Source organism: Jeotgalibaca ciconiae (genome assembly GCF_003955755.1).
GTDB classification, from domain to species: Bacteria; Bacillota; Bacilli; order Lactobacillales; family Aerococcaceae; genus Jeotgalibaca; species Jeotgalibaca ciconiae.
The window spans coordinates 1,713,232-1,732,294 of sequence record NZ_CP034465.1; the positions used below are offsets into that span (position 1 = coordinate 1,713,232).

Annotated in this window: 19 protein-coding genes; 11 read left to right on the forward strand and 8 right to left on the reverse strand. The window is 36.6% G+C overall.

The genetic code is table 11. The features are described 5' to 3' along the window. Positions 1-427: 427 nt before the first annotated feature. From liaX to EJN90_RS08145, 9 genes are all read left to right on the forward strand, one after another. On the forward strand, positions 428-1,948 hold the full coding sequence (gene liaX, locus EJN90_RS08105; RefSeq protein ID WP_164544042.1) for a daptomycin-sensing surface protein LiaX: 1,521 nt from the start codon (positions 428-430) through the stop codon (positions 1,946-1,948). A gap of 21 nt (positions 1,949-1,969) precedes the next feature. Further along, a complete protein-coding gene (locus tag EJN90_RS08110; RefSeq protein WP_126110167.1) occupies positions 1,970-2,257 on the forward strand; it encodes a PspC domain-containing protein in 288 nt (95 codons plus the stop codon). Beyond that, complete coding sequence (locus EJN90_RS08115) at positions 2,257-2,601, forward strand: phage holin family protein (RefSeq protein ID WP_126110169.1); 345 nt, start codon at positions 2,257-2,259, stop codon at positions 2,599-2,601. The genes EJN90_RS08110 and EJN90_RS08115 overlap by 1 nt, the downstream gene beginning before the upstream one ends. 459 nt (positions 2,602-3,060) lie before the next feature. Further along, the gene (hprK, locus tag EJN90_RS08120) at positions 3,061-3,999 is read left to right on the forward strand and encodes an HPr(Ser) kinase/phosphatase (RefSeq protein ID WP_126110171.1); all 939 of its coding nucleotides are present in this window, start codon (positions 3,061-3,063) and stop codon (positions 3,997-3,999) included. A 20-nt stretch (positions 4,000-4,019) separates the two neighbouring features. Beyond that, a complete protein-coding gene (lgt, locus tag EJN90_RS08125) occupies positions 4,020-4,868 on the forward strand; it encodes a prolipoprotein diacylglyceryl transferase (RefSeq protein ID WP_126110173.1) in 849 nt (282 codons plus the stop codon). 37 nt (positions 4,869-4,905) lie between these two features. Then, a complete protein-coding gene (locus tag EJN90_RS08130) occupies positions 4,906-5,913 on the forward strand; it encodes an NAD(P)H-dependent glycerol-3-phosphate dehydrogenase (protein ID WP_126110175.1) in 1,008 nt (335 codons plus the stop codon). Positions 5,914-5,951: 38 nt separating this feature from the next. Further along, entirely contained in the window at positions 5,952-6,839 is an 888-nt protein-coding gene (gene galU / locus EJN90_RS08135) for a UTP--glucose-1-phosphate uridylyltransferase GalU (RefSeq protein ID WP_126110177.1), read from the forward strand. A gap of 101 nt (positions 6,840-6,940) precedes the next feature. After that, positions 6,941-7,888: a thioredoxin-disulfide reductase gene (gene trxB, locus EJN90_RS08140; RefSeq protein WP_126110179.1), complete on the forward strand. Its 948-nt coding sequence runs from the start codon at positions 6,941-6,943 to the stop codon at positions 7,886-7,888. Between the two features lie 504 nt (positions 7,889-8,392). Continuing rightward, positions 8,393-9,058 (forward strand): amino acid ABC transporter permease, encoded by a 666-nt coding sequence (locus EJN90_RS08145; protein WP_126110181.1) that lies wholly within the window; start codon positions 8,393-8,395, stop codon positions 9,056-9,058. A 99-nt stretch (positions 9,059-9,157) separates the two neighbouring features. Here EJN90_RS08145 and EJN90_RS08150 read toward each other — a convergent pair whose 3' ends face one another. After that, positions 9,158-9,940 carry a transporter substrate-binding domain-containing protein gene (locus tag EJN90_RS08150; RefSeq protein WP_227872476.1) on the reverse strand — a complete coding sequence of 261 codons (783 nt, stop codon included), beginning with the start codon at positions 9,938-9,940 and terminating at the stop codon, positions 9,158-9,160. Positions 9,941-10,244: 304 nt separating this feature from the next. Between EJN90_RS08150 and EJN90_RS08155 the strand changes: the two genes are divergently transcribed. Then, positions 10,245-11,972 carry a phospho-sugar mutase gene (locus tag EJN90_RS08155; RefSeq protein ID WP_126110183.1) on the forward strand — a complete coding sequence of 576 codons (1,728 nt, stop codon included), beginning with the start codon at positions 10,245-10,247 and terminating at the stop codon, positions 11,970-11,972. Between the two features lie 121 nt (positions 11,973-12,093). On the opposite strand, the gene EJN90_RS08160 is transcribed toward EJN90_RS08155, so the two are convergent. Genes EJN90_RS08160 through EJN90_RS08175 form a run of 4 tightly spaced genes read right to left on the reverse strand, consistent with a single transcriptional unit; the run spans position 12,094 to position 15,552 of the window. Further along, a complete protein-coding gene (locus EJN90_RS08160) occupies positions 12,094-12,762 on the reverse strand; it encodes an ABC transporter permease (RefSeq protein ID WP_126112378.1) in 669 nt (222 codons plus the stop codon). A gap of 5 nt (positions 12,763-12,767) precedes the next feature. Then, entirely contained in the window at positions 12,768-13,715 is a 948-nt protein-coding gene (locus EJN90_RS08165) for an osmoprotectant ABC transporter substrate-binding protein (protein WP_126110185.1), read from the reverse strand. After that, positions 13,712-14,356 carry an ABC transporter permease gene (locus EJN90_RS08170; RefSeq protein WP_126110187.1) on the reverse strand — a complete coding sequence of 215 codons (645 nt, stop codon included), beginning with the start codon at positions 14,354-14,356 and terminating at the stop codon, positions 13,712-13,714. Before EJN90_RS08170 ends, EJN90_RS08165 begins: the two co-directional genes overlap by 4 nt. Further along, on the reverse strand, positions 14,353-15,552 hold the full coding sequence (locus EJN90_RS08175; RefSeq protein WP_126110189.1) for an ABC transporter ATP-binding protein: 1,200 nt from the start codon (positions 15,550-15,552) through the stop codon (positions 14,353-14,355). Before EJN90_RS08175 ends, EJN90_RS08170 begins: the two co-directional genes overlap by 4 nt. 317 nt (positions 15,553-15,869) lie before the next feature. Here EJN90_RS08175 and cas6 point away from each other — a divergent pair, with 317 nt between their 5' ends. Then, positions 15,870-16,607 (forward strand): CRISPR-associated endoribonuclease Cas6, encoded by a 738-nt coding sequence (gene cas6, locus EJN90_RS08180; protein WP_164544043.1) that lies wholly within the window; start codon positions 15,870-15,872, stop codon positions 16,605-16,607. Here cas6 and EJN90_RS08185 read toward each other — a convergent pair. The 3 genes from EJN90_RS08185 to EJN90_RS08195 all read right to left on the reverse strand — a co-directional run bounded on the left by EJN90_RS08185 (position 16,530) and on the right by EJN90_RS08195 (position 18,978). Next, on the reverse strand, positions 16,530-17,288 hold the full coding sequence (locus tag EJN90_RS08185) for a transposase (protein WP_126110193.1): 759 nt from the start codon (positions 17,286-17,288) through the stop codon (positions 16,530-16,532). The two genes, cas6 and EJN90_RS08185, sit on opposite strands and share 78 nt — an antisense overlap. A gap of 222 nt (positions 17,289-17,510) precedes the next feature. After that, positions 17,511-18,140, reverse strand: a complete 630-nt coding sequence (locus EJN90_RS08190; RefSeq protein ID WP_126110195.1) for a YczE/YyaS/YitT family protein — start codon at positions 18,138-18,140, stop codon at positions 17,511-17,513. Between the two features lie 169 nt (positions 18,141-18,309). Beyond that, positions 18,310-18,978 carry a Crp/Fnr family transcriptional regulator gene (locus tag EJN90_RS08195; RefSeq protein ID WP_126110197.1) on the reverse strand — a complete coding sequence of 223 codons (669 nt, stop codon included), beginning with the start codon at positions 18,976-18,978 and terminating at the stop codon, positions 18,310-18,312. Positions 18,979-19,063 lie beyond the last annotated feature (85 nt).

Below are 19,063 nucleotides of genomic sequence, written 5' to 3' on the forward strand. Positions count from 1 at the left end.
TATTTTAAAAAGTGCAAGCTTGGATCGGTAAAAAAGACTTGAACCTCCCGGATTTTTAAAAAGTGGGAACTTGGAGCGGTAAACAAGACTTAAAGCTCCCAGATTTTTAAAAAGCGGGAACTTAGACCGGCAAACAAGACTTAAACCTCCCAGATTTTTAAAAAGCGGGAACTTAGACCGGTAAACAAGACTTAAACCTCCCAGATTTTTTCTATACCACCAAATTAGCTGTACACAAACGAGAATAAAGGACAATCAGCGTACTTTATACCTTTGATTATGGTAAGTACTGGTATGTATGTAGAAATCAATCTTAGGTCCTATGACATTTCTGAAGATTCTTGGCATAATAGGTACATAAGAGAAAGAACCTCACTGGCACATGGAATCGCTTATCAATTTTATAGATATATTAGGAGGAAATACCATGAACGAAAGAGAACGTATTTTAGCATTGGTAAGAGAAGGCATTATCTCTACTGAAGAAGCAATTGAGCTATTAGAAAATGCTGCAAAAAAACACGGTAAAGATGCATTACGTAAAAACGTCGCTACAGACTTTTCAAATGAAGATGAAGTAAAACAGAAAACAGAAACAGCTGAAGAACAAGTAGAAGAAGCTGAACGAAAAGACAAAGCAAACTTTGAAAAAATCTTAGAAGAATTAGCAAGTGAAATTTCTTATTTTTCATCACGGGTAGATGAAAAAACAGAAGCTTTACAAGTTCTCCGTAGACAAATTAGTCTCAAGCAAGAAAGAAGACAAGAGATTGCAACGCATGAAGAGCTAGATACCCTGACTCCTGAGTTAGAAATGGAAGCTTTACGTATTGACGAAGAATTAGACGGATTGAAATCCCAAGAAGAAGCTCTTAGAGAAGAAAAACGTGAAATGGAAGAAAAAATGCGTACTTTGAAAAAAGAGCAACTTGAAAAGAATATAAAAACATTTAGTGATAAATTTGGAAGCAAGGAAGAATGGCAAGAAACAGCTTCTGAATTTTCAGGAAAAATCAATAAAATAGGATCTCAAATTGGCAGCTTCTTATCTTCTACTATTAATAATGTAATGGATAATGTTGAGTGGAAAGAAGTAGACTTTAATATGAACATTCCAGGAATTGTTTCGAAAAAATTCCATCATGAATTTCTTTATGAGAATGCTTCTGCAACCATCCTGGACTTCCAAATTGCTAATGGAAATATTACCTTAGAAAAATGGGATCAAGATGACATAAAAGTGGATGCGGATATTAAAATATACGCGAAATTCGATGAAGAAACGCCAATGGAAGCTTTTGAAGCGCGCAGTAACATTGAAATTGATGAAGATCACTTCACTTTCCATGTTCCGAACAAACGTGTACGTTGCGATATTATTGTTTCATTGCCAGAAAGAGAATACGATTACGTTGCTTTCAAAATGCTAAATGGAAATATCACGGTAAATGATTTTATTGGGAAAGATATTTATGCAAAATCAACCAATGGTAAAATGAATTTTAGCAATATCAAAGCAACCATGTTGGAAGTAGATGGTGTCAATGGAAGCATTGCTGTAAAAAACAGCAGGTTGGTCGATTTAATGGCCCAAATGGTAAATGGTACAATTACTACAGTAAGTGAAATCACTAGTTCAAGTTTATCCATTGTTAATGGTGATGTAAAAATGACCTATTCGGACTTGAACACCAAACGAATTAAAGCATCTTCCGTAAATGGAAGTGTAAAGTTAGCATTACCGCTAGAAAAAAGCGTTGAATTAGAAGCGCATAGTTCATTGGGATCGATTAAAAATAGAATGGAAAACATGGAAATTCTAAAACAACGTGATGAAAAAACAAATAAACACCTTGAGTCAAGAAGGCTGGAGGATAACGAGCCAGTTATGGTAGAATTAAAGACAACAAACGGAAGTATCCTCTTAAAAGATACAGACAAAGAATAGTGAAAGAAATGAGGGAGAAACATGAAAAAATTAACGAAATCAGCTACAGATAGACAAGTGAGTGGTGTGTTAGGTGGTATTGCAGAATATTTTGGAATTGACTCAACAATTGTACGAGTTATTTTCTTGATCCTAGTATTTGCTGGAGTAGGATCTCCCGTTTTCCTATATATTCTACTAGCGATTTTATTACCTGAAGCAAAAAATACTCAAACAAACCGTTCATACGGTAACCCTTATGAGAACAGACGCCCAAGAAAGGAAGCAAAACCGGTAAAAAAAGAAGATGATGATTGGAGCGATTTCTAATGGGATTTTGGAAGAAAATTGCCATTAATTCGATCATCTTTATCGCTTTAGCTTATTTAATACCTGGTTTTTATGTAAGAGGGGTTTGGACCGCATTTGGAGCTAGTATCGTCCTTGCGTTAGTAAATGTATTAGTAAAACCTGTTTTACACGTGTTATCTTTTCCGATAACGTTACTAACTTTTGGATTGTTCAGTTTTATTATCAATGCGTTGATGCTTTCGATTACTTCCTTCTTGGTTGGACCAGGATTCCAGTTTAGCAGCTTCGGGATAACATTATTAGTTTCCTTACTTCTATCTTTTGTTCAGAGTTTCATTCAGGACAAAAGAGACTATCGATAACGGAGAACCGGAAAAGGGCATTTAGAAAAACACTACAGAGTTGAAATGAGGCTGGGACAGGAGTCCTGGTCTCTTTTTTTGTAGACTAGGGGATTATAAGTTCAGCCATCAATGTCTAGCTCCCAAGTCCTGACCTAGTGAAAAAAAGATAAATTTGCCCCATTGCGCGCTTCGCTGCTCATTCAGGGTCAAATTTCCTATTTTTTCATAGGCCAAGGCGGACTTGTCCGCTTTTCTTATAAACAAGATTAGTGTGAGTTTCGATATTAACGACCTAAACTTTGACACCTCATGGAAAAAAAGGTACACACTCACCGTTGTACGCTTATCCACTTTTCTTACTTTCTAAGCTTGGTCATAAATGTTATGATTGACTAGAAATATATGATATAAACGAACGTTTGTTTTGGCTGAAAACAAAGAATAAAAATAAATATATTAAAAAGCGAGGGGAAATAAATGTCAAATAGTGTGACAATACAAGAATTAGTAAAAACTTCAAGTTACAAAATCCTTGTTGGAGAAGAATTTTTGAACAAAAAAATCACTTCAACAGAAATATATCGCCCTGGTGTGGAGTTAACGGGATACTTTGCTTTTTATCCTTCTTGGCGCATACAATTAATGGGCCAGACAGAACTTTCTTTTATTGAACGTATGACTCCAGAAGAAAGACTGGTTATTATGCGTAGGCTTTGCCAAAAGGAAACACCTTGCTTTATTATTTCTCGTAATATGACGCCTCCGATTGAGCTTATAAAAGCATGTCAAGAAGCTGGAATTCCTATATTACAGGCACAATCAAAAACAACTCGTGTTTCCAGCAACGTGACCAATTTACTTGAAAGCCGATTAGCAGAGCGTATTTCGATGCATGGAGTGTTGGTGGATGTCTTTGGTATGGGCGTCATGATTACGGGGGACAGTGGGGTTGGTAAATCAGAAACGGCCTTAGAGTTGATTCAAAAAGGACATCGGCTCGTAGCGGATGATCGAATTGATTTGTATCAGCATGATGAAGACACCCTTATGGGAGAGTCTCCGCCTATCTTGCGTCATTTGATTGAAATCCGCGGCATTGGCATTATGGACGTTATGACGCTTTTTGGCGCAGGAGCCGTAAAGCAATCAAATGAAGTAAATTTAATTGTTAATCTAGCATTATGGACAAAAGAAAAGAAATTTGAAAGACTAGGTAGTACAGAAGAAGTTGTGAACATTCTAGATGTTCAGATTCCTAAAATTACTGTTCCTGTAAAAACTGGACGGAATTTAGCGATTATTGTTGAAATGGCTGCGATGAACTTCCGTGCGAAGACCATGGGCTACAATGCAGCGGAAACATTTGAACGAAACTTGGATTTACTGATCAAAGAAAATTCCAAGGAAGAAGATTAAGACTATAAAGGGGAAATAAAATGAATCATCTTATTGCAGAAATTAATCCAGTAGCATTTTCTTTAGGTGGATTAGAAATAGCATGGTATGGCATACTTATTGGACTAGGGATAATCATCGCTATGTCTTTAGCTTCAAATGAAGGCGATCGTAAAGGAATGCCTAACGAATTTGTGATTGATATGGCTTTTTGGGCGGTACCTATCGCAATTGTTGGTGCGCGTATTTATTATGTGATATTTGAATGGCAATACTATTTAGAACATCCAGAACAAATCATCCAAATTTGGAATGGCGGAATTGCGATTTATGGCGCACTACTTGCAGGTGGAATAACAGTATACTTTTTTACAAAAAAGAAAAACGTGCCTTTTTACCTGGCATTAGACATATTAGCACCAGGAGTTCTAGTTGCTCAGGCGATTGGACGTTGGGGAAACTTTATTAACCAAGAAGCACATGGTACAGAAGTAACAAGAACATTTTTAGAAAATCTTTTTTTGCCAGAGTTTATTATTAATCAAATGAACATCAACGGCACCTATTACCATCCAACTTTTTTGTATGAATCATTATGGTCTTTTATTGGTTTTATTGTTATATTGATTTTACGCAGACAATCAAAAACCTTACGTGAAGGGGAAGTCTTTTTAACTTATGTAATGTGGTATTCGTTTGGTCGTTTCTTTATAGAAGGAATGCGAACAGATAGTTTGTATTTGTTTGATGTTATTCGTGTTTCGCAGTTGCTTTCTGTTGTTCTTTTCATTGCCGCAGCAGCTATCTGGGTTTACCGCCGTTATAATAATTATCCAAAAGATCCATTCTATACAGAAATTAATCTAGGAATGAACCAAAAATCAAAATAATCGTTTAATCAGTAAGCAATTAGTTCGGAGGAAGAAAATGAAAGAAATTGTAGCAGTATTAGGACCGGGATCGTGGGGAACAGCCCTATCCATGGTTCTTGATGAGAATCAACATGAAGTTCGTTTGTGGGGAGTCGATTCAAAACAAATTGCAGAAATAAATACTGAACATACCAATAAAAACTATTTGCCTGAAACTCAGTTAAGTGACGGTATTGTCGGTTACACGGATTTAGAAAAAGCAATTACTGGGGCGACATATATCTTATTTGTTGTTCCAACAAAAGCCATTCGTTCAGTAGCAAAACAGGTCGCTGCTTTATTGGACGGAAAAACGAAACCTGTTCTGATTCATGCCAGTAAAGGTCTTGAACAAGAAACACATAAAAGGATTTCAGTTATTATAGAAGAAGAAATCTCATCAGATTTACATGATGGTTTAGTGGTATTATCAGGGCCAAGCCACGCAGAAGAAGTAGCGAAAAAAGACATTACGACTATTACAGCAGCTTCAGGAACGGATGAAATTGCTAAGAAAGTTCAAAAGTTATTTATTAATCATTATTTCCGAGTATACACAAATTCAGATGTAATAGGTGTCGAATTGGGTGCCGCTTTGAAAAATATAATTGCTGTGGGAGCAGGGGCGTTACACGGCTTAGGTTATGGCGACAATGCGAAAGCAGCTTTAATGACACGCGGTCTTGCTGAAATAAGCAGGCTTGGTGTAGCATTCGGCGCAGATCCACTGACTTTTATTGGTTTAAGTGGAGTGGGAGACCTTATTGTTACGGGAACCAGCATCCATTCGCGTAATTGGCGTGCAGGGAATTTACTCGGTAAGAAAGTTCCATTGGCAGAAGTTTTGGAAAGTATGGGGATGGTTGTGGAAGGTGTTCAAACGACTAAAGCAGCCTATGAACTCGCTCAACAAAAAGGAATTGAGATGCCAATTACAGAAGCGATTTATCGTGTATTATACGAAGACGCAGACATTGATGAAGTAATCAGAGATTTAATGATGCGCGATCGTAAAGCAGAGTAAGTGAAAAGCGACAAATGAAATAAAGTGAGGGACAATCAATGAAAAAAGTAAGAAAAGCGATTATTCCGGCAGCTGGCTTTGGAACACGTTTTTTACCTGTGACAAAAGCAATGGCAAAAGAAATGTTGCCGATTGTAGACAAACCAACGATTCAATTTATTGTAGAAGAAGCGATTGAGTCAGGAATCGAAGATATTTTAATTGTCACTGGAAAAAGCAAACGGCCAATAGAAGATCATTTTGATTCAAACATTGAGCTGGAAGCAAATTTACAAGCAAAAGGAAAAACTGATTTATTAAAAATCGTTCAAGAAACAACGAAACTTCGTATTCATTTTGTTCGCCAATCGTATCCTCTTGGCTTAGGGCATGCAGTTCTACAAGCAAAAGCATTTGTAGGAGATGAGCCATTTGTTGTTATGCTGGGCGATGATTTGATGAAGGATGAGATTCCTTTAACACGACAATTGATGGAAGCTTATGAGCGGACACATGCATCAACCATCGCAGTTATGCAAGTAGCTCATGAAGACACGTCGAAATACGGAATTATTGACCCTGACAATGAACTGGAAGAAGGGTTATACAATGTTCGCAGTTTTGTTGAGAAGCCAGACCCGAAAGATGCACCAAGTGACCTGGCAATCATTGGCCGTTACTTATTGACACCAGAAATTTTTGAAATTCTGGAAAACCAAGAAGTAGGAGCCGGTGGGGAAATTCAACTAACCGATGCGATTGATACACTTAATAAAACGCAACGTGTATTCGCAAAGAAATTTACTGGTAAACGATATGACGTAGGAGATAAATTTGGTTTCTTAGCAACAAGTATTGATTATGGGTTAAATCATCCAGAAATGGACGGAAAACTAAAAGACTATATTATTGAATTAGGCAGTCGTTTAGAACAAGAAAGCAAATAAATTTTTCTTGAGCAGAAAAGTAGCAATCATATGCAACTGCACTTAAACTAAAGTAGAGAAAAGAATCGTTCAAGCGATAATGAAGTAAAGGGAGTTTACGAATGGAACTACAAGAAAAATTATATGATGTCATTATTATTGGAGCTGGTCCAGGAGGGATGACTGCTGCCTTGTATGCATCTCGCGCGAATCTAGAAACACTTATCATCGAGAGAGGTGTTCCTGGGGGAGAATTGATTAATACAGCAGAGGTTGAAAATTATCCTGGTTTTGATTCAATCACAGGCCCAGATTTAGCTGATAAAATCTATGAAAGTTCAATGCGCTTCGGTGCTGAACATGTATATGGAGACGTTAAGGGAATAAAAGCAGATGGGGCATACCACATTATTGAAGCAGGGAAAAAAGCATATCGTACAAAATCAGTTATCATCGCAACGGGATCTCATCACCGTAAGTTAAACATTCCCGGTGAAGAGCAGTACAACGGCCGCGGTGTTTCCTACTGTGCGGTATGTGATGGGGCATTTTTCCGTGATAAAGATCTTGTAGTAGTTGGTGGAGGAGACTCTGCAGTTGAAGAAGGAACATATTTAACACAATTTGCTGATGTGAATATTGTTCACCGCAGGGATGAACTTCGTGCGCAAAAAATCTTACAGGATCGTGCGTTTAAAAATGACAAAGTTTCCTTTACTTGGGATACAGTAGTCGAAGAAATTAAAGGTGACGATAATAAAGTGACCGCTGTTGCAGTTAAAAATGTGAATACTGGAGAAGTGACGGAGAAAAGTGTGGATGGCGTATTTGTTTATGTGGGAATCTTGCCACAAACAGATGCATTCCGTGATTTAGGTATTACAGATGAGGAAGGTTGGATCATTACAAATGATTTGATGGAAACGACTGTTCCCGGTATTTTTGCCGTTGGGGATGTTCGTAAGAAAACTTTGCGTCAAATTACCACAGCAGTTGGAGATGGTGGAGAAGCAGGGAATCGCGCTTATCACTATGTAGAAGAATGGAACGAGCGTAACGAAGCAAAATAATGGATTCTTATAAAAATCTCATTCATTAATTTTGAATGAGATTTTTAACTTTTTAAAGAATGTTTTTTTTGTTTTCATCGTCTTTCAATAATGAAAAAACTTTACAAAAAAGTATGGGATATTGATGTAATGCGGTTTTACTTCAATTTACATTGACGGTATCTCGGTTTTGTGATAGTCTTAGAAGACGATAAAAAATATGAGTACCTACTCATAATTGTCCCAAAATAATGGGCTTTTTTATAGACTAGGGGATTATAAGTTCAGCCATCAATGTCTAGCTCCCAAGTCCTGACCTAGTGAAAAAAAGATAAATTTGCCCCATTGCGCGCTTCGCTGCTCGCTAACGCATATCATTCGACTAACCCGCTGAAGCGTGAAGTCTCCTGACAATTCAGGGTCAAATTTCCTATTTTTTCATAGGCCAAGGCGGACTTGTCCGCTTTTCTTATTTTTCTTTTTATATCTCACAGTCAAGTAAACAAGAGTTAGGATGATAGTTTTATGTTATTTTTTGAATTGTTGGTTCAACACTTTCCATCTTTCATAGATGCGATGTGGCAAACCATCCAAATAACTTTATTTTCTTTGCTATTTGCATCGATAATCGGGATTGTTTTTGGATTAATGAAAGTATCTCATAACAAAATATTGCGCTCGATTGCGAATGCTTATATTTGGGTTATCCGTGGCACACCTTTACTCGTGCAGATTTATTTTGTTTATTTCGGCATTCCGATGGCAACTGGTATTTCACTAACAGAATGGAATGCGGGAATTATCACCATGAGTTTAAATGCAGGAGCATATATGGCTGAAATCGTGCGTGGAGGAATTGAATCGGTAGACACAGGACAAATGGAAGCAGCTCGAAGTTTAGGGTTGCCTTATCGAATCTCCATGAATAAAGTTGTTTTACCACAAGCATTACGGACTATGTTACCGTCTATTATTAATCAGTTTATTATTACTTTAAAAGACACTTCGCTGCTTTCAGTTATAGGTGTCCGTGAATTAACCATGAATGGAAAGATTATCACTGCTAACAATATGGAAACCATTCGAATGTGGGGAATCGTTGCGATTTATTACCTAATCGTCATTTCGATCTTAACCATTATTGCAAATAAAATGGAAGACCGCTTATCCTATAGTAAAAAATCTGTGTAATAGAAAATCAGAAGGCGAAAGCCTTCTTTTTTGTAAAGTAATTTTTTATAACACTCAAAAAAGAGTCGGAAAATCCGACTCTTTTTTGCTGGAAAGTTTTTATTCACCTAAGTAACGAGCAATGATTTCATCATACTCGCCGCTCTCTCGAAGGTTCTGTAAGCCTGCATTGAACATTTCAACTAGTTCAGGTTGCTTTTCTTTCAAGGTAGCGAAACCGTACTCGCCGCCTTCTTCGGATTGAGCGATCACTTCTAAGCCCATGCCTCTTGTAATTTCATATTGAATTACCGGATAATCTTCAAAAACGGCCGAAGAATTACCAGTTAAAGCATCTTGATACATGGTTGAAGAATCTTCCACATACTTCACATCAAAATCGTATTCATCTTTGATGCTTTCTGCATATTCAGCTCCAGTAGTACCTGTTTTCACAACTACTTGTGTACCAGCTAGATCTTCTAATGAAGTAATACCTGAATCAGGTTTTACAGCGACGCCTGTTCTGCTTGAATAATATGGATCTGAAAAATCGTATTTCACTAGACGTTCTTCATTAATAGACATACCCGCAATAACTCCGTCAACTTGCCCAGCCTCTAAAGCCGTTACTGCAGCATTAAAGCCAAGAGAACGTAATTCATATTCAAAACCTTGGTCCTCTGCAATTGCTTCTAATAAATCTAAGTCAATTCCAACGAATTCTCCTTCGTCGTTCTCAAATTCAAAAGGAGCAAATGTTGTATCGGTACCGATAATATAAACTTCTCCACCGCTAGCTTCACTAGAGTCACCACCAGTATTATTATCAGAACCGCAGGCAGCTAAAAAAGTTGCTGCTAAAGCTGTTAGACCGAATTGCATGAGTTTCTTTTTGTTCATCGTACATCTCCTCCTATTTAAAAGTAATGTCATGTTTGTTAACATAAAAAAACATGTAGGATCACTACTTTTCATGTTTTTAAGAATACCACGCTCTTTTTTGACTGTCAATCCCTAGAGGAGGAAAGTTCTAATCAAACTAATTATTTCCTAATCAAAACTTGTAACGAAAGCTAACACAGAAAGGGAGGAACTTTATACTTTCGAAGAGAAATGTTTATTGATGAGTTTTTAAAGAATGTTCTCATAAATCAGGGTGATAATGTTATAATAAAGAAAAATCTATTTCATGGAGGTAATAAGTATGGCTTACATGGAAACATATAAACAATGGAAAAATTATGCAGCATTAGATGAAAAATTGGTAGAAGAATTAAAAAGCATGAAAGGAAGCGATGATTTAATCAAAGATGCTTTCTTTTCACCACTAGAGTTTGGTACTGCTGGAATGCGCGGTGTCATTGGGGCTGGAATTAATCGAATGAACGTTTATACAGTGCGACAAGCAACTGAAGGGTTGGCTCGATTAATGGAATCAAAAGGGGAAGAAGAGAAGAAACGTGGTGTAGCAATTGCGTATGATTCCAGAAGATTCTCTCCTGAATTTGCAATGGAAGCGGCAAGGACCCTCGGAAAACATGGGATTCCTTCTTATGTATTTGAAAGTCTTCGTCCCACTCCGGAATTATCTTTCGCGGTTCGTCACCTGAATACATTAACCGGTATTATGATAACTGCCAGTCACAATCCTCCAGAATATAATGGATATAAAGTTTATGGAGAAGATGGGGGCCAAATGCCACCTGCTGATGCAGAAGCACTGACGGATTTTATTCGCGAAATCGAAGATCCGTTGAATATTGAAGTAGTCAGTGAGGAAGCATTAAAAGAAAATAATTTGTTAACGATTCTTGGCGAAGAAATTGATCAAGCCTATCTGAACGAAGTGAAAACAGTCTCTGTTAATCCTGAACTGATTGCAGAAATGAGTAAAGAAATGAAGTTGGTATTTACGCCACTTCATGGAACAGGAAAAATGTTAGGAGAACGTGCTTTAAAAAATGCTGGATTTGAAAGTTTTACAATTGTTCCCGAACAAGCAGAGCCGGACACAGAATTTTCAACGGTTGAATCGCCGAATCCAGAAGAACCTGGTGCGTTCGAATATGCAGAAAAATTAGGGAAAAAATTGGGTGCAGATGTACTTGTTGCAACCGATCCAGATGCAGACCGTCTAGGAGCCGCGGTGCGCCGAAATGACGGAGAATATGAAGTAATCACTGGGAACCAAATTGCTTCCTTGATGGTTGATTATTTATTGCTAGCTAAAAAAGATGCGAATGAACTTCCAGAAAACGCGGTTGTACTAAAGTCGATTGTGTCCAGCGAATTCCCCACAGTAATTGCAGAATCGTACGGCGCTAAGATGGTGGATGTATTAACTGGATTTAAATTTATTGCTGAAAAAATCAAGCAATATGAAGAAGACGGGAGTTATGAATTTCAATTCGGATTTGAAGAAAGCTATGGTTATTTAGTGAAACCTTTCGTTCGTGATAAAGATGCAATTCAAGCGTTAGTATTGCTTGCTGAAGTTGCTGCTTATTATAAGAAAAAAGGCCAAACTTTATATGATGGACTGCAAGATTTATATGAAAAACATGGCTATTATCAAGAAAAAACAATTTCCGTAACGATGAGCGGCTTGTCTGGTGCAGAGAAGATTAAAGCATTGATGGCTAGATTCCGTGAAGAACCACCAAAATCATTTGCAGATATCAAAGTGGTTGAAACACAAGATTTCAATACAAGTTTAAAAACAAAAATCGATGGTTCTTCAGAACCAATTGATATGCCTAGTTCAAATGTGTTGAAATATTTCCTAGAAGATGAAAGTTGGATTGCCATCCGTCCAAGCGGAACAGAGCCGAAAATCAAGTTCTATATTGGTGCAAAGGCAGATAGCGAGTCAGCGGTGTCAGCTAAAGTAGCAGCGTTTGAAAAAGACATAAAAAACTTAACACAAGATTAAACATAAAAAAGATCTGAAACCATCCGGTTTCAGATCTTTTTTATGTTGAGAAGGGGGGTAAAACTTTTTCATACAAGCAGTGTTTAGCAGACTACACTTATCTCGCTTCTCTGATTAAACTTTATTTTCTTCTTGCAGCACGTTTAGAAGGGTCTAAACGTGTTTCTAAATACTCCAATAAAATGTCGGAGATAATAGCCATTAGAGCGGTCGGAATTGCTCCGGCTAGAATAATCGCACCACCGTTCGTAGCGTTGACGCCACGAGTAATAATGTCACCTAAACCACCAGCCCCGATAAAAGTACCAATTGAAGTGATTCCGATAGCAACCACAAGAGCGTTTCGTATTCCAGCCATAATGACGGAAAGCGATAGAGGCAATTCAACCATAAAGGTCAATTGCATGCGGGTCATTCCCATTCCTTTACCAGTATCTAGCAAAGATCCATCTACATTTCGTACGCCAGTATAAGTATTTTTAATAATTGGAAGTAAAGAATAGAGGAAAACAGTAGCGATGACTGTATCCGTCCCTAATCCAAGTCCCAACATTAAAATGGAAAGTAAAGCTAGAGAGGGAATGGTTTGGATGACATTTGCGATACCGATAACCCAATCGGCCATCTTTTTGTAGCGCGCAATCCAAAATCCTAATGGAATCGATATGACTGCTGCAAATAATACACCATAAATGGAAATTAAAAAGTGACGCCAAAATTGGCTGAGTACATACATTCCGTTTTCTGATACGTAAAACAGTAATTGTTGGAAAGTATTCATTTGACTCATATCCATTATTCTTGACCTCCTAGTGGTGTGACATCTTTATCTTCAAAGTAGTTATTTTCTTCTAGAAATTCATAAGCCGCTTTTTGAGGTTCGATTAAGTTATTATCTACTTCATAATTCATTTCTTGCATCTTATCATCTGTCAATGTATCTGCTAACTTCAGTAGAATTGTTTCTAACTCTGGAAACATTTCTAATATTTCTTTTGATGCGACCGGACTGGCATCATAGGGGGGGAACAAATTCAAGTCATCTTCTAAAACTACAAGATCATAACTTGCAATCCGCCCATCTGTAGAATAGCCTAAAACAACATCCATGCTTCCAGCTTGTAAAGCATCGTAAACAAGTCCAATTTGCATCGGATAAATCGTATCGAAATCAAAACCATACAAGGATTGGAAAGCTGCATAACCATCACCTTCTCGTTCCATCCATGAGTTATCTACACCCGCGGTTAATGATCCAGCAAATGGAGCTAAATCACTAATTTTAGTAACGTTATTTTCTTTAGAAAATTCTTTTGTTACTAAAAAAGCATAGGTGTTTGCAAATCCATAGGAAGGAAACCAGACTTGATCAAATTGTTCATCAAATCCTGCTACTACGGTATCATAAGCTTTTTCAGGGTCAGTGATTGGCTTTAAGCCTAATTCTCCCGTTAAAGAAGTTCCAGTATAGCGAACCGCAGAAACATTTGCGTCACCGCCAATCAGCGCTTGGTGATTAAGCGTGGAAGACCCTAAATTATTTACTAGACCGATTGAAGCATCGGGCATGTAATGTGAAATCATGCCTTCTACTAAATAAGCAAGAACTTGCATTTCTGTAGTTGTTCCACCCGTAATAATAATTCCATCGCTAGAATAGGTAGCACCTAAACCAGGAAGAGAACAGGCAGAAAGAAAAATTGTTAAAAGCGGAAGGATTATCCATTTTTTAAAAGTTTTCATGATTTTGCTCCTTTCTCAGAAGAGGTAGTTGGAGTAACAATTTGCTCCACTTTACCGAGAATGAAGTCTGTGAATAATGCGAGGATTGTAACAGGAATGGTTCCCCAGACAATCATTTCTTGATCGTACACATTCAATCCGTTAAAAATATAATCACCCAGTCCGCCCGCACCAATGTAAGATGCAAGCGTCGCCCATGCAATCACATAAACTCCTGCTAAACGAATACCGGACATAATAACGGGAGCGGCTAACGGAACCTTTACTTGCCAGATTTGTTGCTGATTCGTCATTCCCATCCCCTTTGCAGAGTCCACTATATCTGGGCGAACCCCAAGTATACCAATATATGTATTTCTCAAAATTGGTAAGAGCGAATAGATAAACAAAGCAACAATCGCTGGAAGTTTACCAACGCCAAATAGAGGGATCATCAAAGCTAATAAAGCTAAGGATGGCACCGTCTGTAAGATGGAAACAAAACCGATAACATATTTGGAAACTTTTTCTGAACGAGTAAGAAAAATTCCTAATGGTACAGCAACCACTGTTCCTAAAGCCAATGCTAGAAAGGAAATTAGGAAATGTTCGCCCATTTTAGAAAGAAGTTCTGATCCGTTATTTTGTAAAAAGCTCATTATTCAATCAGCTCCTTTTGCGGTTCAACACCAGCGCCCTCAAGTATAGTGGTTTCAAGCACTTCTTCCATTTCATCCAAGTCAGCACCTTGCCAAATAGAATCATAAACAATATCTACAATAGAAGCTCGTGTAATAAGACCCAATAAATGATCATCTTCACTAACTACTGGAATGTTTTTGTAACCTAGAATCAGGATCCGTTGTAAAGCATCACGGACAAGAGTACCTTCTCGTACAAACATTACTTCTTCCATAACTTCATCCACGGTTACATTACGACGTCGATTTCTTTCGATGATTTCGACAGAAAGAATTCCTAGTAATTTATTATCACTGTCAACAATAAATAAATTGTCCACACGTTCAGAACGCATTAATTTAATGGCATCAGCTAATGAATTTCCAGCTTCCATTGTAATGACTCTTCGATTCATAATTTGATCCACTGTTTTTAAATTTGTTTGAGCTTGTGTTAAGCGTTCTTCTCCAATAAAATCTTCAACAAATTCATTTGCTGGATTTGCCAAAATATTATCGGGCGTATCAAATTGAACAACTTTTCCTTCTTGCATAATAACAATCCGGTCAGCCAATTTGAGTGCTTCGTCCATGTCATGTGTAACGAAAACAACTGTTTTTCCCATCTCCTGTTGCAAATGTTTAACCAGTTCTTGCAGGGCATCACGCGTAATAGGATCAAGAGCACCAAAAGGCTCATCCATCAAAATAATGTTTTGATCAGCAGCCAAGGCTCGGATAACACCGATTCTTTGCTGTTGGCCGCCAGAAAGCTCAGAAGGATAGCGATCTAAGAATTCAGTAGGCAAATCTACTCGTTTAATTAAATCTTCTGCTGTTGATTTTTGTTTTTCTTCGGGCCATCCTAATAGTTTTGGAACAAGAACAATGTTCTCATAAATGGTCATATGGGGCATTAAGCCGATTTGTTGGATGACGTAGCCAATTTTTCGGCGGAGTTCGACAGCATTTTTCTTCTGAATATTTTCTCCATCAATTAGAATTTCACCTTCAGTAGGTTCAATCATTCGATTAATCATTCGCATGGAAGTAGTCTTACCACTTCCACTTGTACCAATAAAAACAACAAATTCGCCGGTGTCAAATTCCAGAGAAATATTGTCTACTGCTTTTTTTCCGTTCGGATAAAGCTTTGTTACATTTTTAAATTCAATCATATTGACTCCTCCTGTATGTTTTAAAAAACACAATACTCTCTTTATACTCTCAAAAATTCAGCAAAAATGCAAAAAATAGAAAGATTAAAATAAAATACCTCAAAATTTCTCATAAGAATTATACTTTAGTGCAAAAAATATAGAGATATTCAAAGCAGTTAAAAATTTTTAGTAGGTAAATATAAATTAAGAAAGTCACAAGTTCCTACAAATTTTTCTATATAATCCGTCACTCTTTTTGAAAGAGTGATAGATATTTTTTTGAAAAAGCGATATATTAGAACTAAACAATATTGATGAATAAGGTGGTTGAAAATTTGAGGAAAATTACACTTATTTGTGAAAAAGAACGCAATAGAAATACTAATAAATTGGCAGTGTATATTCATGGTTGGTTAATGGAAAACCTTGAAGAAGAATTTGTTAGCGCTTTACATAATCAAGAGTTGAATCATTACACTTTACATGTAGAAAGAAAAAATGACTACATTTATATTGTTGTCACTTTGTTAGATGAGGACAAAACATATTTAATAGAAGAGTTCTTGCTCAGTTCAACTCTAAATGAGATTATAATAAAGAGTACGAATGAAAAATATAAAATTGTGGGAAGAAACATTGAAGATAAGAGTTTATCTGAACTAACTGAAAGATTTTATCAAGAAGATTCAAAAAATACTTTTCAAATAACATTTTTATCACCAACTAGTTTCAAATCCAACGGTGAATATATTATGTTTCCAGATTTACGCTTCATTTTTCAAAGCTTAATGAATAGATATAGTTTTGTATTTGAAGGAAACAAGAAAGTCGACAAGGATTTGCTAGATGAACTATGCGATAAAACGAAAATTGTTAGTTATCGTTTAAATTCCAGTTATTATCCTGTCCACCAGTCATATATTCCGGGATATTTCGGAGAAATCAAAATTCGATGTAAAGGTAATAAAACATTAGTTAATTATTTAAATATGATATTAGAGTTTGGAGAATTCTCTGGGGTAGGTGTAAAAACAGCGATGGGGATGGGGGCCATCCTCGTCAAACAAGTATAGTAGGAGTAGATACCTATCTCCGATAAAAGGAGACGAAAACTGTATTCTGCTAGATATCTTTCTTGAAACTCTTTCAAGTAGATACCTATCTCCGATAAAAGGAGACGAAAACTCTGCGCCAAGAAACATTCCGGTTAAGCCATCAAAAGCGACGAGAGGATGATAGCCGGTAGTCTGATAGTGGCTGTTGAAATCTGCGCTTTCTTGATTTCCATACGTGTCCGAATGAGTAGAATCAAGATCAATCACCATGTTTTGAATGTTAATTTGAACGATCTGCCTATCTGCCAAATACTGGGCCACTTGCATAAACTGAGGAATCGTTTCTTTTGTGATTGCTTTGAAAAAGCGACTAATCGTTGGTTGAGATGCCAGAGTGTTTTTATTGGAAAAAATTGTTTTGAAGATGGGGTCTAGTCGTAATCGATTCGCTGCGACATCTTTTGAGTAGCCAGCGATATGCTGGAAAAGTAGCTGCTCGATGATATCGTTATACGTATGATCTGGGTTTCTTCGGCTGTCAGTTAGTTTCACCTGCTCTTCAAGTATGCTGGAAAACCCAATCCGACTCATAAACTCTTTTATCAGAACAAGACCGCTATCTGAAGAAATGTTGCCACCATCGTTGGCGAGTGTAATATTTTTATTGAAAGTTAGTTGTTTGTGTTGTAAAGTCGACATATGGGCACCCCTTGCTTGTATTGTGACGTTTTGGTCGACTTAACAATACCATAAGGAGTGCCTTTTTTTACACCCAAAGGGTGAAAAAAATAATTTGCAAGAACTGTTCAAGCAGAAGGGTTTACAAGGGTTATTGTTGAGTACTGTGAATTATTCAGGCCACAGAAAATAGTTTAAGGATGGATCAAGTTTCTCAAAAAATATCTGATACTATGCTAGTGATTAATATCTAGAATAATTAGTGCGATTAATGAAATTACTAATTGGTTTAGAAATTCTATCAGATATAAATTGAACTAGAGGAGATAGACTAACCAAAACAATAAAGGTACCTATGGGTATCCTATTTGCTATAATTAAAGTAATCAATATGGCGCTTGAATCACCTATTAGTTTTGATTTCCTTAGATTTAATTTGAAACGTTTTGATATACTTAACATTAAACAATCTACATGGTTTGTTGGATATTTCGCTTGAATATAAATCGAGATTCCTATTGCCATGAGAATAATTCCAGTTGTAAAAAGAAACAATCTTGTAGGAATACTATCAGAGGGTATTAGTGTTTTTACAAGAAATAAGTAAAAATCTATTAAAAGACTCTGTACCACACTGGTAACGAAGGACAAGAATACGTGCCAATCTTTTGTTAAAATATAACAGACCGCTAGAATACTAGCAGCACTTATAAAGGTCGCCATTCCGACTGAGAGGAGTGCGATGTTACTGACAGCTAGGTAGACTCCGTCCCAAGCACTTTGACCATAAGTGCTAGTAACAAGGAAAGAAATACCTGCGATGAGGATATTAAAGCCAACTAAGTAAACAACCATTCGTTTTAATTTTGTCAATTAATTCAGACTCCATTTCTACATTATATAAATAAATATTAATAACTTAAATTAATTGTAGAGTATATAATTTGTTTAGTATGTTGCTTATGCAACGCAAAAATCATCCTATAAAGGATGATTTTTATATACTGAAAATATTAGTTAACTGAACAAATACATAGTGAATTTATGAATAGTTGCTTTTTATTTTGAATAAATCTTTATGATACTCAATTATACCCTCTTTTTGCATAGCACTAAGTTCTCTTGATAGAGCGCTCCTATCAACATCTAAATATTGTGCCATCTCTTCGCGATTAAATGGAATTTTGAAACTTATGGCATTTTTTTCTTTTGAAATTCTTGATAGAAAAGTAATAACTTTTTCTCGTATGGAAGGCATGATCAAACAGTCATTTCGATCATGAAGTTCTAGAGCTCTCTCTGATACACTATCAAACAAGTTAGATAAAAATAATCTGTGTGCTAACTCATGTTCTGGATAATAACTAAAAAGGCTTTTCCTAGGAATCTTGAGTAGATGAAGTGGTTCGATAGCATGTATTGACATAGGGCACTTTCTTTGAATACTTAAAGCTGTTAGTAAGGCCGAATAGGTTCCAGCGTGATGTAAAGTAACAATGATCTCTTTTCCGAGAATATTTACCTTATTGCTTATCGCAGTACCGCTAACAATAATACCTAGTTCGTGTACCTCTTCTTGTTCGTATACAATAACATCTCCTTTTTGATAATGTTTTTGTTTTGCTTCCATACAATTCAAAAGTGCTTCAATATCACTTGAGTTAAGTCCATTAAATAGAACAGATTTTGTTAACAAATCAAATGAATTCATTTCATTTCCTCCTATGTTGCGCACGCAACATATTTTCAACAAAAATGATACTATAGTTAACTCATAAGTTCAATAACCAATGTAT